17 protein-coding genes are annotated in these 13877 nt (G+C 71.0%); 7 read left to right on the top strand and 10 right to left on the bottom strand.

Annotated features, from left to right (window positions below; all coding sequences use genetic code 11):
* The first annotated feature begins 46 nt into the window (after nt 1-46).
* Entirely contained in the window at nt 47-268 is a 222-nt protein-coding gene (locus tag ACIP8Z_RS14415; RefSeq protein WP_402082948.1) for a hypothetical protein, read from the top strand.
* Nucleotides 265-480, top strand: a complete 216-nt coding sequence (locus ACIP8Z_RS14410) for a hypothetical protein (RefSeq protein ID WP_015033506.1) — start codon at nt 265-267, stop codon at nt 478-480. The genes ACIP8Z_RS14415 and ACIP8Z_RS14410 overlap by 4 nt, the downstream gene beginning before the upstream one ends.
* A gap of 61 nt (nt 481-541) precedes the next feature.
* On the opposite strand, the gene ACIP8Z_RS14405 is transcribed toward ACIP8Z_RS14410, so the two are convergent.
* Nucleotides 542-1465, bottom strand: a complete 924-nt coding sequence (locus ACIP8Z_RS14405) for an RNA polymerase sigma-70 factor (protein WP_402082945.1) — start codon at nt 1463-1465, stop codon at nt 542-544.
* 125 nt (nt 1466-1590) lie between these two features.
* Entirely contained in the window at nt 1591-2064 is a 474-nt protein-coding gene (locus ACIP8Z_RS14400; protein ID WP_402082943.1) for a carboxymuconolactone decarboxylase family protein, read from the bottom strand.
* A gap of 171 nt (nt 2065-2235) precedes the next feature.
* On the opposite strand from ACIP8Z_RS14400, the gene recO reads away from it, so the two are divergent.
* Genes recO through ACIP8Z_RS14385 form a run of 3 tightly spaced genes read left to right on the top strand, consistent with a single transcriptional unit; the run spans nt 2236 to nt 4380 of the window.
* Complete coding sequence (gene recO / locus ACIP8Z_RS14395) at nt 2236-2985, top strand: DNA repair protein RecO (protein ID WP_402082941.1); 750 nt, start codon at nt 2236-2238, stop codon at nt 2983-2985.
* Nucleotides 2986-3002: 17 nt separating this feature from the next.
* Nucleotides 3003-3827, top strand: coding sequence for an isoprenyl transferase (locus tag ACIP8Z_RS14390; RefSeq protein WP_402082938.1), 825 nt, complete (start codon nt 3003-3005; stop codon nt 3825-3827).
* Between the two features lie 7 nt (nt 3828-3834).
* A complete protein-coding gene (locus tag ACIP8Z_RS14385; protein ID WP_402082936.1) occupies nt 3835-4380 on the top strand; it encodes a YcxB family protein in 546 nt (181 codons plus the stop codon).
* 85 nt (nt 4381-4465) lie between these two features.
* Here ACIP8Z_RS14385 and ACIP8Z_RS14380 read toward each other — a convergent pair whose 3' ends face one another.
* The 4 genes from ACIP8Z_RS14380 to ACIP8Z_RS14365 form a co-directional block, all read right to left on the bottom strand.
* On the bottom strand, nt 4466-4876 hold the full coding sequence (locus tag ACIP8Z_RS14380; protein WP_030317431.1) for a Fur family transcriptional regulator: 411 nt from the start codon (nt 4874-4876) through the stop codon (nt 4466-4468).
* Between the two features lie 71 nt (nt 4877-4947).
* The gene (locus ACIP8Z_RS14375) at nt 4948-5841 is read right to left on the bottom strand and encodes a metal ABC transporter permease (protein WP_073917850.1); all 894 of its coding nucleotides are present in this window, start codon (nt 5839-5841) and stop codon (nt 4948-4950) included.
* A gap of 16 nt (nt 5842-5857) precedes the next feature.
* Complete coding sequence (locus ACIP8Z_RS14370; RefSeq protein WP_402082933.1) at nt 5858-6637, bottom strand: metal ABC transporter ATP-binding protein; 780 nt, start codon at nt 6635-6637, stop codon at nt 5858-5860.
* Between the two features lie 26 nt (nt 6638-6663).
* Nucleotides 6664-7656, bottom strand: coding sequence for a metal ABC transporter solute-binding protein, Zn/Mn family (locus tag ACIP8Z_RS14365; protein WP_402082930.1), 993 nt, complete (start codon nt 7654-7656; stop codon nt 6664-6666).
* A gap of 166 nt (nt 7657-7822) precedes the next feature.
* Here ACIP8Z_RS14365 and ACIP8Z_RS14360 point away from each other — a divergent pair, with 166 nt between their 5' ends.
* Nucleotides 7823-9205 carry a glycine--tRNA ligase gene (locus ACIP8Z_RS14360; protein WP_030317425.1) on the top strand — a complete coding sequence of 461 codons (1383 nt, stop codon included), beginning with the start codon at nt 7823-7825 and terminating at the stop codon, nt 9203-9205.
* Nucleotides 9206-9269: 64 nt separating this feature from the next.
* Here the strand turns inward: ACIP8Z_RS14360 and ACIP8Z_RS14355 are convergent, their stop codons facing one another.
* From ACIP8Z_RS14355 to ACIP8Z_RS14345, 3 genes are all read right to left on the bottom strand, one after another.
* The gene (locus tag ACIP8Z_RS14355; RefSeq protein ID WP_402082927.1) at nt 9270-9965 is read right to left on the bottom strand and encodes a VC0807 family protein; all 696 of its coding nucleotides are present in this window, start codon (nt 9963-9965) and stop codon (nt 9270-9272) included.
* A gap of 179 nt (nt 9966-10144) precedes the next feature.
* Nucleotides 10145-10732: a TetR family transcriptional regulator gene (locus tag ACIP8Z_RS14350; RefSeq protein WP_402082925.1), complete on the bottom strand. Its 588-nt coding sequence runs from the start codon at nt 10730-10732 to the stop codon at nt 10145-10147.
* Nucleotides 10733-10775: 43 nt separating this feature from the next.
* Entirely contained in the window at nt 10776-11813 is a 1038-nt protein-coding gene (locus tag ACIP8Z_RS14345) for an aldo/keto reductase (protein WP_402082923.1), read from the bottom strand.
* A gap of 256 nt (nt 11814-12069) precedes the next feature.
* Here ACIP8Z_RS14345 and ACIP8Z_RS14340 point away from each other — a divergent pair, with 256 nt between their 5' ends.
* Nucleotides 12070-12315 (top strand): DUF6243 family protein, encoded by a 246-nt coding sequence (locus tag ACIP8Z_RS14340; protein WP_402082921.1) that lies wholly within the window; start codon nt 12070-12072, stop codon nt 12313-12315.
* A 62-nt stretch (nt 12316-12377) separates the two neighbouring features.
* Here ACIP8Z_RS14340 and ACIP8Z_RS14335 read toward each other — a convergent pair whose 3' ends face one another.
* Nucleotides 12378-13847, bottom strand: coding sequence for an MFS transporter (locus ACIP8Z_RS14335; protein ID WP_402082919.1), 1470 nt, complete (start codon nt 13845-13847; stop codon nt 12378-12380).
* Nucleotides 13848-13877 lie beyond the last annotated feature (30 nt).

The following is a 13877-nucleotide window of genomic DNA, read 5'->3' as shown; positions in this document are numbered from 1 at the left end:
GCAGGAAATGGATTCAGAAAGGCATACGTTGGTGAAGGAAGACATCATGAAGACGACCACGGGGGCCATCGAAGCCGCACAAGAGGCAGTGACGGAATTGCGCGAGGCACTCGCGAGGGCCGGAATCCGGCTTCCCTCGCTCGGGCTCGACGTCGTCACCCTCGCCGCCGATCCTCCGAGGCCGCTCGTCGAATTGGGATGCTGCACGGTGGAAACGGCACGGCTCCTCGCCGCCGCCGTCCTGCCGGGGGAGGAGAACCGGTCATGACACTGCCCATCGGGTCGTACGTCGTCGAGATCCGCACCGGGCGGGTCGGGAGGGTCATGGGGCACGAGGGGCCCTATGTCCAGATCCGGCCGCTCGGTGGCGGCCGGGAATGGGACGTGGAGCCCGACGGGGTACGGGAGGCCACCTCGGCCGAGCGGCTGAGCGCGGCCACGGCGCACGTGAACGCGCGGAGCCGCGGCGAGGTGCCCTGACTCCGCTCGCGGGCCGGGCGGGGGCGAAGGAGACGGTGACGGCCCGCGATCGCCGTCGAGGTCAGTCGGCCCGCCGGCGGATCTGCTGCACCTCGCGCGTGATGGCCCAGGCGTCGGCGACCGGCCCGAGGTGGCCGAGCTTGTCGGGGTTGAGAACGGCGCGGATGGTCTGGATCTGTCCGTCGAGGACGTCGAGAACGATGGCCTGGAGGATCTTGCCGTCGCGGTCGCGGTAGATCGCGCCGGGCTGACCGTTGACCTCCCGCGGCTCGCACGTGACGTCGATCTCGTACAGCGTGGGGAAGGCGGAGCAGAGGAGCCGGGCCACGTTGTCCGCGCCCACGATGGTCCTGGCGAAGTTGGGGGCCTTGCCGCCACCGTCGCCGACGAGCTGGACGTCGGCGGCCAGGAGGTTCTGGAGTCCGCCCAGGTCGCCGTCCTTGAGCGCGTCGAAGAAGCGGTTCGCCAGTTCCAGTCGTTCCTCGCGGTCGGCCGCGAACCGGGGCCGTCCGGCGTGCATGTGCCGCCGGGCCCGTACGAGCAGCTGCCGGCAGGCCGCCTCCGAGCGCCCCACGGCCTCGGCGATGTCCTGGAAGTCGAAGGCGAAGACCTCCCGCAGCAGGAAGACCGCGCGCTCCAGGGGGCTGAGCCGTTCGAGGAGCAGCAGCGCCGCCATGGAGACCGAGTCGGCCAGTTCCGCCGAGCGCGCCGGGTCCTGGTACGGATCGCTGAGGAGGGGCTCGGGGAACCAGGGTCCGACGTACTCCTCCCTCCGGACCCGCGCGGAGCGCAGGACGTCGATGGAGAGGCGGGTGACAGTGGTCGACAGGAAGGCCTTGGCCGACGTGGGGAGGGTCGACGAGCCGTCGTATCGCAGCCATGTCTCCTGGACCGCGTCCTCGGCCTCGCTGACGCTGCCCAGGATCCGGTAGGCGATCGAGAACAGCAGCGGTCGCAGCTCCTCGAACTCCTCGACCTTGCTCATGCCGACTTCCTTTCCCCGTTCCCCGTCCGCCCGTGCGGTGCACGGCCTCGTGATCATCCAGGCGGGTGGCGGGCCGGGCAACCGATCACCCGGCCCGGGCCCTTGCCCCCGCCCCGCGCCCTCCGTCAGTGGAACCGGCCGGGGACGTAGTCGCCCGCCGGCTGCCGGGTGATGGCGTTCAGGCGGTTCGCCAGGTTCATGAACGCGATGTGGAGCACGAGAGCGGTGAGCTGTTCCTCGTCGTAGTGCAGGGCGGCGCGCTCCCAGACCTCGTCGCTGACCCCGCCGGCCGCGTCGGCGGTCCGGGTGCCCTCCTCGGCCAGTTCCAGCGCGGCGCGCTCGGCCTCGGTGTAGACCGTGGCCTCCCGCCACGCCGCCACCAGGTTGAGCCGCACCGGGGTCTCGCCGGCGTGCGCCGCCTCCTTGGTGTGCATGTCGATGCAGACGGCGCAGCCGTTGATCTGGCTCACGCGAAGCGCGACCAGCTCCTGGGTCGCGGCCGGGACCGTCGACTCCTTGACCGACCTGCCCGCCGCCATGAGGTGCTTGAAGGCCTTGCCGGCGGTCGGGCTGGTGAAGAGGTTCAGTCGTGCGTCCATGGGGTACTCCTCGGTGGTCGTGGTCGTCCGTCGCCGGCTACAACCCCTGAGACGAGGTAGCCCGCCCCCCTGTGACACGGGCGAACGTGACCTGCGTCTCCCTGGCGGACGCGTCGTGCGAGTCTGCCTGCCCCGGGTCCGGGCGCCCCCGCCGTACGCGAGAATGGGCGCATGAGTCTGTTCCGCGACGACGGCATCGTGCTGCGCACCCAGAAGCTGGGTGAAGCGGACCGCATCATCACCCTCCTCACACGCGGTCACGGGCGCGTGCGCGCCGTGGCGCGCGGGGTGCGGCGGACGAAGTCGAAGTTCGGCGCGCGGCTCGAACCGTTCTCGCACGTGGACGTGCAGTTCTTCGCCCGGGGGAGTGAGCTGATCGGACGCGGCCTGCCGCTCTGCACCCAGAGCGAGACCATCGCCGCGTACGGCAGCGGCATCGTCACCGACTACGCCCGCTACACCGCCGGCACCGCCATGCTGGAGACGGCGGAACGGTTCACCGACCACGAGGGCGAGCCCGCCGTGCAGCAGTACCTGCTGCTCGTCGGCGGACTGCGGACCCTCTCCCGGGGCGAGCACGCCCCCCACCTCATCCTCGACGCCTTCCTCCTCCGCTCGCTCGCCGTGAACGGCTACGCGCCGAGCTTCGAGGACTGCGCCAAATGCGGCATTCACGGGCCCAACCGGTTCTTTTCGGTCGCGGCGGGTGGTGTCATATGCGGCGACTGCCGGGTGCCCGGAAGCGTCGTACCCTCTCCGGAGGCCGTCGGCCTGCTCAGCGCGCTGCTCACCGGCGACTGGGCGACGGCGGACGCGTGCGAGCCGCGTCACGTCAGGGAGGGCAGCGGACTCGTGTCCGCCTATCTGCACTGGCACCTCGAGCGCGGCCTGCGCTCCCTGCGATACGTAGAGAAAAGCTAGGTAGGAGAGACCACGTCATGGCCATCGCACGACTGCTCGGTCGCCAGCGCCGGGAGTACAGCACCCCCGAACCGCACCCGTCCGGCGCCCGCCCGCCGAAGCTCCAGTCCGAGCTGATCCCCGAGCACGTCGCGATCGTCATGGACGGCAACGGCCGCTGGGCCAAGGAGCGCGGCCTGCCCCGTACCGAGGGCCACAAGGTCGGCGCCGAGCAGGTCCTCGACGTGCTCCAGGGCGCGATCGAGATGGGCGTGGGCTCGATCTCGCTCTACGCCTTCTCCACCGAGAACTGGAAGCGCTCCCCCGAGGAGGTGCGCTTCCTGATGAACTTCAACCGCGACTTCATCCGCAAGTCCCGTGACCAGCTCGACTCCCTCGGCGTCCGCGTGCGCTGGGTCGGCCGGATGCCCAAGCTGTGGAAGTCGGTCGCCAAGGAGCTCCAGGTCGCGCAGGAGCAGACCAAGGACAACACCAGGCTCACGCTGTACTTCTGCATGAACTACGGCGGCCGCGCGGAGCTCACGGACGCGGCGCAGGCGCTGGCCGAGGACGTGAAGGCCGGCCGCCTCGACCCGGCGAAGATCACCGAGAAGACCATCCAGAAGTACCTCTACTACCCGGACATGCCGGACGTGGACCTCTTCCTGCGGCCCAGCGGCGAGCAGCGCACCTCCAACTACCTGATCTGGCAGAGCGCGTACGCCGAGATGGTCTTCCAGGACGTGCTGTGGCCCGACTTCGACCGCCGCGACCTGTGGCGGGCCTGCGTCGAGTACGCCCAGCGCGACCGCCGCTTCGGCGGCGTCGACCCGGCCGACATGGCCGTCCTCGACAAGGCCTGAGCCGCTCGTGGACGAGGCGACGGAGCACACCGCCCGGGACGGCCTCGCACTCGCCTACCCGCCGGTGTTCGCGGACGTGAGCGAGGCCGTACGGGTCCGGCTGCGGGCCACTCGCTGGTGGCCCGCGCTGCGCTGGGCGGCCCGCGGCGCCTGCGTTCTCGCCCTCGCTGTCGCGGCCCTCGCGCTCCTCGTGGCGTGGGAGCCGGACCCGGGGACGGCGGTCGAGATGACCCTGCTCGGCCTCGTGGCCGTGACCGCCGCGGAGCTCGTGCCGTGGGCGACCGCGCGCAGCCTCTTTCTGATGATCCGGTCCCAGGGCGAGGCCAAGGCCGTCGTCGACGAGGACGGCGGGCGGTGGACCACCCGGGACACCGACGTCACGATCCGGTGGGCCATGCTGCCCCGGTACGTCGAGACGCCCCGGCTCTTCGTGCTGCTCACCGCCCGGCGGACCGGCACCGGCTTCGCGTACCTGCCCAAGAGCGGACTCGCCGACCCGGCCGCCATCGACCGGCTGCGGGCGGTCCTGGACCGGAACTCCGCCCGGACCTGACACGCCCCGGGGTGTGATCCGCACGCGAGAGGGCCCGTACCCCGGGGGTACGGGCCCTCTCGTATGTCAGGTCACTGCTCGTGCGTCACTTCCCGGCGCAGTCCGCGCACGTGCCGAAGATCTCCACGGTGTGCGCCACGTTCACGAAGCCGTGCTCCGAGGCGATCGTCTCGGCCCACTGCTCCACCATCGGGCCCTCCACCTCCACGGCCTTGCCGCAGACGCGGCACACCAGATGGTGGTGGTGGTCGCCGGTCGAACAGCGGCGGTACACCGTCTCGCCCTCGCTCGTGCGCAGCGCGTCGACCTCGCCCGCGTCCGCCAGGGACTGGAGCGTGCGGTAGACGGTGGTGAGGCCGACCGAGTCGCCGCGGTGCTTGAGCATGTCGTGCAGCTCCTGCGCGCTGCGGAACTCGTCCACCTCGTTCAGCGCCGCGGAGACGGCGGCACGCTGTTTGGTCGAGCGGCCTCGTACGGGGGGTCCTGCCGTCACCACGGGGGCCTCCTTGAATGCTTGTCTGCCCCCGCCATTCTGCCAGCCCCCCACGGCCCTGAGTCCGGGCCGGATCAGACCTTCACGTCGTCCGAGGGACGCCGGGTCGCCGGAACCGGTGCGTCACAGCTCTCCGCGCCCGCCTCCGCCGCCCGCGCCCGCCGTTTGGCGAGCGGCGTGGCGAGCAGGGTGAGCAGGACGAAGACGCCGATCGCGTACAGGACGATCGTCGCGCCGGGCGGCACGTCCTGGTAGTACGAGGTGACCGTGCCGGCCAGGGTGACCGTGATGCCCGTCACCACCGCGAGGACGAACGTCGCGCGGAAGGACTTCGACAGCTGCTGGGCCGCCGCGACCGGCACCACCATGAGCGCGCTGACCAGCAGCAGGCCGACGACCCGCATGGCGACCGTGACGGTCACCGCGGCCGTGACCGCGATCAGCAGGTTCAGGGCGCGGACCGGGAGGCCGGTGACCCGGGCGAACTCCTCGTCCTGGCTGACCGCGAAGAGCTGCCGGCGCAGACCGACCGTGACCAGGACGACGAAGGCGGCCAGGATGCCGATCGCGGTGATGTCCTCCTCGGAGACCGTGGAGAGCGAGCCGAAGAGATAGGAGCTGAGGTTGGCGTTGGAGCCGGTCGGGGAGAGGTTGATCAGCAGGACACCGCCGGCCATGCCGCCGTAGAAGAGCAGCGCGAGCGCGAGGTCGCCGCGGGTCTTGCCGTACGCCCGGATCAGCTCCATGCCGACCGAGCCGACGACGGCGACCAGGGTCGCCATCCAGACCGGGCTGGAGTTCAGGAGGAAGCCGAGGCCGACGCCGGTCATGGCGACATGGCCGATGCCGTCGCCCATCAGCGCCTGACGGCGCTGGACCAGGTAGATGCCCACGGCGGGCGCGGTGATGCCGACGAGCACGGCCGCGAGGAGCGCGCGCTGCATGAAGGCGAGATCGAGCATTTCCATGATCAGGTCAGCTTCCTCAGGTCAGCAGACCCGTACGGAGCGGCTCCCCGGCCGCGTGCGGATGGACGTGGTCGTGGCCCGGCAGCGCGTGCTGGCCGAGGGCCTCCGGCGGCGGGCCGTCGTGGACGACACAGCCGTCGCGGAGCACGACCGCGCGGTCGATCAGCGGTTCCAGGGGGCCCAGCTCGTGCAGCACGAGGAGGACGGAGGTGCCGCCGGCGACCTGCTCGCGCAGGGTCGAGGCGAGGATCTCCTGGCTCGCGAGGTCGACGCCCGCCATCGGCTCGTCCATGATCAGGAGTTCGGGCTCGGAGGCGAGCGCGCGGGCGATCAGGACCCGCTGGTGCTGGCCGCCGGAGAGCGCGGAGACGGAGTCCTTGGCGCGGTCGGAGAGTCCGACGAGGTCGATGGCCCGCTCGACGGCGGCCTTGTCGGCCTTGGTCAGCCAGCCGAACCTGCGGCGGGAGAGCCGGCCGGAGGCGACGACCTCGCGGATGGTGGCGGGGACGCCGCTCGCGGCGGTGGTCCGCTGCGGTACGTAGCCGACGCGCGCCCAGTCGCGGAACCGCTTCCGGTCCGTGCCGAACAGCTCGATCGTGCCGCCGGTCAGCGGCACCTGGCCGATGACGGAGCGGACCGCGGTGGACTTGCCGGAGCCGTTGGCACCGAGCAGCGCGACGACCTCACCGCGGCGGACGGTGAGGTCGACACCGCGGAGGACGGGCCGGGCGCCGAGAGCCGCGGTGGCTCCGCGGACGGAGATGACGGGTTCCCGTTCCGGTGTCGGGGCTGCCATGGCTCGTACCTCCTGCTGTGCGGTGCTCACTTCGCGCCGAGGGCCTTCTGCAGCGCGGCGAGGTTGGAACGCATGACCTCGATGTAGTCATCGCCCTTGGACGTGTCCGTGATTCCCTCCAGCGGGTCGAGCACGTCGGTCTTCAGACCGGTGTCGCCGGCGAGGGTCTTGGCGGTCTTGTCGCTGGCGAGGGTCTCGAAGAAGACGGTGGTGACCTTGTCCTTCCTCGCGACGTCCTGGAGTTCCTTGATCCGGGCGGGGCTCGGCTCGGACTCGGGGTCGATGCCGGAGATGCCCTCCTGGTCCAGGCCGTAGCGCTCGGCGAGGTAGCCGAAGGCGGAGTGGGTGGTGATGAAGGTCTTCGTCGTGGTGTTCTTCAGACCGTTCGCGAAGTCGGTGTTCAGGTCGCCGAGCTTCTTGACGAGCGCGTCGGTGTTCTTCTCGTAGTCGGCGGCGTTCGCCGGGTCGGCCTTCTCCAGGGCGGTGCCGACACCCTTCGCGACCTCGGCGTACTTCACGGGGTCGAGCCAGATGTGCGGGTCGTTGCCGGCCTCGGAGCCGTGGTCGTGACCGGCCTCCTCCTCCGCCTGCTCGCCCTCGGCGTGGTCGTGGCCGGCGTGGCCGACCTCGGTGCCGTGGGCCTCCAGCTTCGTGAGGGTGGAGGCGTCGACGGTGTTCTTGACGCCGGCCTGGGCGATCGCGTCGTCGACGGCGGGCTGGATGCCCTTGAGGTAGAGGACGACGTCGGCCTCGCCGAGCTCGCCGATCTGCTTCGGCTTGAGCTCCAGGTCGTGGGGTTCGACGCCGGGCTTGGTGAGCGTGTTGACGGCGACGTGGCCGCGGCCTATCTGCTCGGCCAGGTACTGCATGGGGTAGAACGACGCCACCACGTCCAGCTTGCCGTCGCTGCCCTTGTCGGCCGCGTCCGAGCTTCCGCCGCAGGCGGAGAGGGTGACGATGCCGAGCGTGACGGCTGCGGTGGCGGCGGTGGTGGATATGAGGCGGCGACGTACGTTCATGACACTCATTTTCAACAAAACTGGAAACGATTGTCAATTGTCGTACGTGTGGCCCCGCCCACGCGGCCCCTCGCGCGGTCCCCTCGCCGAACCGATTTGATACGGGGGGCGTGCGCGCCGGTAACCTGAGGCATTCGCACTTCGTCGTCGTAATGAAGAGAGCACCGTGGCCGCCGACAAGATCGACACCATCGTCAGCCTGAGCAAGCGCCGTGGCTTCGTCTACCCGTGCAGTGAGATCTACGGCGGCCAGCGCGCCGCCTGGGACTACGGACCGCTGGGCGTCGAACTCAAGGAGAACCTGAAGCGTCAGTGGTGGCGTTACATGGTGACCGCGCGCGAGGACGTCGTCGGCATCGACTCGTCGGTCATCCTGGCCACCGAGGTCTGGGAGGCCTCCGGTCACGTCGCCACCTTCACCGACCCGCTGACCGAGTGCACCTCCTGCCACAAGCGCTTCCGCGCGGACCACCTGGAGGAGGCGTACGAGGAGAAGCACGGCCGCCTCCCCGAGAACGGCTTCGCCGACCTCAACTGCCCCAACTGTGGCAACAAGGGCACCTTCACCGAGCCCAAGCAGTTCTCCGGCCTGCTCTCCACGCACCTCGGCCCGACCCAGGACACCGGCTCCGTCGCGTACCTGCGTCCCGAGACCGCGCAGGGCATCTTCACCAACTTCGGCCAGGTGCTGCAGACCTCGCGCAAGAAGCCGCCGTTCGGCATCGGCCAGATGGGCAAGTCCTTCCGGAACGAGATCACTCCGGGCAACTTCATCTTCCGCACCCGCGAGTTCGAGCAGATGGAGATGGAGTTCTTCGTCAAGCCGGGCGAGGACGAGCAGTGGCAGGAATACTGGATGGAGCAGCGCTGGAACTGGTACACGGGCCTGGGTCTCCGTGAGGAGAACATGCGCTGGTACGAGCACCCGAAGGAGAAGCTCTCCCACTACTCGAAGCGCACCGCCGACATCGAGTACCGCTTCCAGTTCGGCGGCAGCGAGTGGGGCGAGCTCGAGGGCGTCGCCAACCGCACCGACTACGACCTGAACGCGCACTCCAAGGCCTCCGGCGCCAACCTCACCTACCTGGACCAGGAGTCCGGCGAGCGTTACACGCCGTACGTCATCGAGCCCGCCGCCGGTGTCGGCCGCGCGATGCTGGCCTTCCTGCTCGACGCGTACAACGAGGACGAGGCCCCCAACGCCAAGGGCGTCATGGAGAAGCGCGTCGTGATGCGCCTCGACCCGCGCCTGGCCCCGGTCAAGGTCGCCGTCCTGCCGCTGTCCCGCAACCCGCAGCTCTCCCCGAAGGCCAAGGGCCTGGCGGCGGACCTGCGCCAGAACTGGAACATCGAGTTCGACGACGCCGGCGCCATCGGCCGCCGCTACCGTCGCCAGGACGAGATCGGCACCCCGTTCTGCGTGACCGTCGACTTCGACACCCTTGAGGACAACGCGGTGACCGTGCGCGAGCGCGACACCATGAAGCAGGAGCGCGTCTCCCTCGACCAGATCCAGGGCTACCTGGGCAGCCGCCTGCTCGGCTGCTGATCCCCCCGCTCCACGGCAAAGCCCCCGGTTCCGCTGCGGAACCGGGGGCTTTCCCGTGGCCGGGTCAGGCCGCCTGGGCGGCCGTCGCGTCGGCCTCCGCCTGGCGTCTCGCTCCCTCGGCGGCGCGGCGCTTGCCGAACCAGGCCGTCCACACCCCGAGGACGCCGAGCACGCCGTAGATCATGAGCGGGCTGAGCGTGACCATGGTCGAGGTGTCCAGGGTGAACGCGAGCCCGACCCGGACCAGCGCCTCGGTCACATAGGCCACGCCCCACACCAGCGTCATCGTGCGCATGGTGGAGCGGAAGCCCTCGTACTGCCACATGCCGTTCCACCAGGCGGTGCTCGCCGGGGTGCCGTCGGTGGCGAACTTGCGCCCGAAGTAGAACATCAGCGGGCGCGGCGCGAGCAGGGTGGCCAGGCAGAGCAGCCCGAACAGGCCCGTCACCCCCGAGTCCTTGACCAGCAGCGCGCGGGCGGTGTGTGCGCCGATCAGCGAGACCAGGGCCGTGATCACCAGGAACACCAGGGTGACGACGGCGAACTCGTCGATCTTGCGGCGCCAGGCGACCATGATCGCGCTGTCCAGGACCGGCCAGGCACTGCCTGCGAGCAGCGCGGCGAACTCGGACCAACCGTGGTCCTCGGTCAGGATGTTGTACGTGAGGATCGGCGCGACGACATTGAGCCCGATGGTCAGGACCCAGCCGATCGCCGAAGCGGCCCCGGAACGGGCCGGCGGCCCAGCTGGTGCGGACATGGTTCCCCCTGGAAGCGTTCGAGTTCGTGGTGCGGGGGAACGCTAGCCAGGTTCCGGACAGGGAACGGGAAAGTCCAGGCCAAATGATCTTCATGATCTTGGCAGGGTTGGGTGAGCGGGCGGGGTGGGGCGAGGCTGAGCGGTGCGGGGCGGTCGGGTCCGCGCCCCGCCGTGAGGGCTCAGGCGCGGAGGCCGCGCAGCAGCAGACTCACCACGGACTCGAACTCGGTCTCGATCGTGGGGCGCTGCCACTCCGGAGCGTAACCCGGGTCGTGGAAGCGGGCGGTGGCGTAGAACAGGGCGCGGGCCGTCGAGTCCGGGTCGGCGGCGGTGAACTCCGCGTCCCGGGCCCCCTCTTCGACGATCGACCGGACCTGGTCGATCAGGACGTCGATGTGCTGGTCGACCACTCCGCTGTTCTCGTCGATCAGCACGCTGTACGTGGCGAACAGCTCGGGATCGTCACCCGCCTTGTGCCGCTTGGCCTCGAAGAGGCGGGCGAACCACGCGTGGAGCTTGGCCCGCGCCGCCAGGTCCGGCGCCGCCGTCAGCTCGGCGAGGGCGGTCTCGGTCCGGGAGAGCCACCGCTGGGTCACCGCCTCGCGCAGCGCCGCCTTCGTACGGAAGTGGCGGTAGACGCTGCCGTGGCTGACGCCGAGGACCCGGGCCACGTCCACGACGGTCGCCTTCGCCGGTCCGTAGCGGCGCAGCACCTCCTCGGTGGCTTCGAGGATGCGCTCGGCGGTCAGAGTCTCGGTGGCGGCCATGGAATGACAGTACCCGTCAGTCGTCGGGGTCCCGGGGCGCCGGTCAGTGCTCGCTGTCCAGGTGCGCCATCTGCGCCGCCGGGTACCGGTCGCCGGCCGCCGCGCCCGCCGGGACGGCCTCCTCGATCGCCGCCAGATCGGCGGCGTCGAGCGTGACGTCCAGGGCGCCGAGCGCCTCCGTGAGCCGGTCCCGGCGCCGGGCGCCGACCAGCGGGACGATGTCCGCGCCCTGCCGCTCGGCCTGCGCGAGGACCCAGGCGATCGCGGTCTGCGCGACGGTCACGCCCTTGGCCTCGGCGAGCACCCGCAACCGCTCCACGAGGTCCAGGTTCCGCTGGAGGTTGTCGCCCTGGAAGCGCGGGCTCATGCCCCGGAAGTCGTTCGCCGCGAGTTCCCGGTCGCGGGTGAAGTGGCCGCTGATCAGGCCGCGCGACAGCACCCCGTACGCCGTGATGCCTATGCCCAGCTCCCGGGCGGTCGGCAGGATCTTCTCCTCGATCGACCGGGAGATCAGCGAGTACTCGATCTGGAGGTCCGCGATCGGGGCCACGGCCGCGGCGCGGCGCAGGGTGTCCGCGCCGACCTCGGAGAGTCCGATGTGGCGCACGTGCCCCGCCTCGACCAGCTCGGCGATGGCGCCGACCGTCTCCTCGATCGGCACGTCCGGGTCGACGCGGGCGATCCGGTAGATGTCGATGTGGTCGGTGCCGAGGCGCTGGAGCGAGTAGGCCGCGAAGTTCTTCACGGCGGCCGGCCGGCCGTCGTACCCGGTGAAGCCGCCCTCGACCGTGCGCAGGGCGCCGAACTTCACGCTGGTCAGCGCCTGCTCGCGGGCGGCCGCGGAGGCCGTGCGCAGCCCCTCCTCGATCAACAGCTCGTTGTGCCCCATCCCGTAGAAGTCGCCGGTGTCGAGCAGGGTCACCCCCGCGTCCAGGGCGGCGTGGATCGTCGCGATCGACTCGGCGCGGTCGCTCTCGCCGTACAGCGCGGACATGCCCATGCAGCCGAGGCCGAGAGCGGAGACCTCGGGCCCGGTGGTGCCGAGCCGGCGGGTGGGGACGGGGTGCCTGGTGGTGGTCATGGCTGTCTCCTCGGGTTCGGGGAAGCGGTCGATCGTCCTCGGTCGGTCGATCGGTGGAACACAACAACCATGACATGACCGATGACAGATTTCAATATCTGTCATTCCTTCGAGTGGTGCGAGGAAAACCGGGTGCTCTCGCCCGGGGGCCCGGGTAGCGTCACCGGCATGTCCTCGTTCTTCCAGATCTACGAGTGAGCGCCGTCTCCGGCAGCCCGAGTCAGACCACCGCCCACCTCACTGACGGGAGAACACCGTGGCGAAGAGCCGCAACAACCTCCTCGGCGTCGGAGGACAGCGCAAGAAGCTGTCCCGCGCCGACCAGCACGGCAACGGCCAGAGCCGCACGGCGGCCCAGCGCTCCGCCGACGACCGCAAGCAGGACCTCCTGAAGAAGATGCGCGAGCGCACCCAGGGAGCCGACGCCGCCCAGACCGCGACCGACGCCGCCGGCGCCGACACGGCCGGCACCACGGCCGACTCGGCCACCGGCCAGGAGTAGCCACCACCGCAGGACGAAGGGCCCGAGGCGCCTCCACGCCCCGGGCCCTCTCGCCGTCCCGGCTAGCCCACCTTCCTCGGCAGGCGTACGGACAGCGCCACCGTCAAGGCGACCATGACCAGTTGGACCAGCAGCGTCGTCGTCAGGGCCGTACCCGCGTCCGGGGCCGAGGTCGCGAGGCCCAGGTAGAGCGAGCCCAGGGTCGCGACGCCCAGGGCGAGGGCCGACTGCTGGGTCGTCACCATCACACCGCTGCCCACGCCCGCGCGTTCCCCCGGGACCTCCGAGAGGATCACCCGGAAGAGCACCGGGAGCTGGAGGCCCTGGCCAAGGCCCGCGATCGCCATGCCCGGGAGCAGGATCCCCACCGACAGGTCCGGCCAGGCGCGCCGGACCGTCACCGCGAGCAGGCCGATGCCGACGCCCTGGATCAGGCCGCCGGCCGTCACCACGCGCGTGCCCCAGCGCCGCACCAGCCGGGGACCCGCGAGCGAGGCACCGAAGAAGGCCACCGCCATCGGGACCAGGGCCAGGCCGGAGGCGATCGCGCCCAGGCCCAGGCCCTGCTGGAGGGCGACCGCGATCACGAACATGAAGCCGCCGAAGCCCATGCAGAGCGGCAGCAGCAGCACGAGCCCGCGCCGCAGCGACACCAGGCCGAGCAGGCTCGGCGGGACCAGCGGCGTGCCGCCCCGGCGGTCCATCCGCCGCTCCACCCGCCAGAACGCCACCGCCGCGAACGGGAACACCGCCAGCGACACCCATGTCCACACCGGCCAGCCCGCCGCGCGGCCCTCCGTCAGCGGCGCGAGCAGGGTGGTCAGCGCGAGGGCGAGCAGCAGCGTGCCCGGCACGTCCACCGGCGCCGGGCGGTCCGAGCGGGTCTCCGGGACCGCGCGGAAGGCCAGGACGAGCCCGACCACCGCCACCGGCACGTTCACCAGGAAGACCGCACGCCAGCCCGAGCCCGCGAGGTCGGCGGCCACCAGGACCCCGCCCAGGATCTGCCCGGCCACCATGGAGAGTCCCGCGGTCGCCCCGTACAGGCTCAGCGCCCCGGCCCGCCGCGCGCCCTCCGTCGAGGAGTGGATGGTCGCGAGGACCTGCGGCAGCATCAGCGCCGCCGCCGCGCCCTGCGCCACCCGCGCCCCGACCAGCGTCCAGGCGTCCGGGGCGAGACCGCAGGCGAGCGAGGTCAGCCCGAAGGCCGCCATGCCCGCGAGGAAGAGCCGGCGGCGCCCGAAGAGGTCCCCGAGCCGTCCGCCGAGGACGAGCAGGACGGCGTACGAGAGGCCGTACCCGGCGACGACCAGTTCCAGGAGCGCCGGGCCCGCCGCCAGGTCGTGGTCGATCGACGGCAGGGCGACGTTGACGATGAAGAAGTCGATCAGGGGCAGGGCCGCGCCGAGCAGGACGGTGAACAGACCGAGCGAACCGAGCGCCGGTCGGTCGCGGACGACGGGAGCGGCCCCGGGCGGGGTGCCGCCCGGGGGAGAGGCCGCGGAGCGGGGAGAGGCGGAGGTCGTAGTCACGGCATCGACGATCCGCCGCCGCTCAGCCTG

Origin of the sequence: Streptomyces sp. NPDC088553, from assembly GCF_044752965.1 — a bacterium.
In the GTDB taxonomy this organism is placed as follows: domain Bacteria; phylum Actinomycetota; class Actinomycetes; order Streptomycetales; family Streptomycetaceae; genus Streptomyces.
Note: the sequence above shows the minus strand (reverse complement) of the source record. Positions and strands in the feature narration are given on the sequence as shown.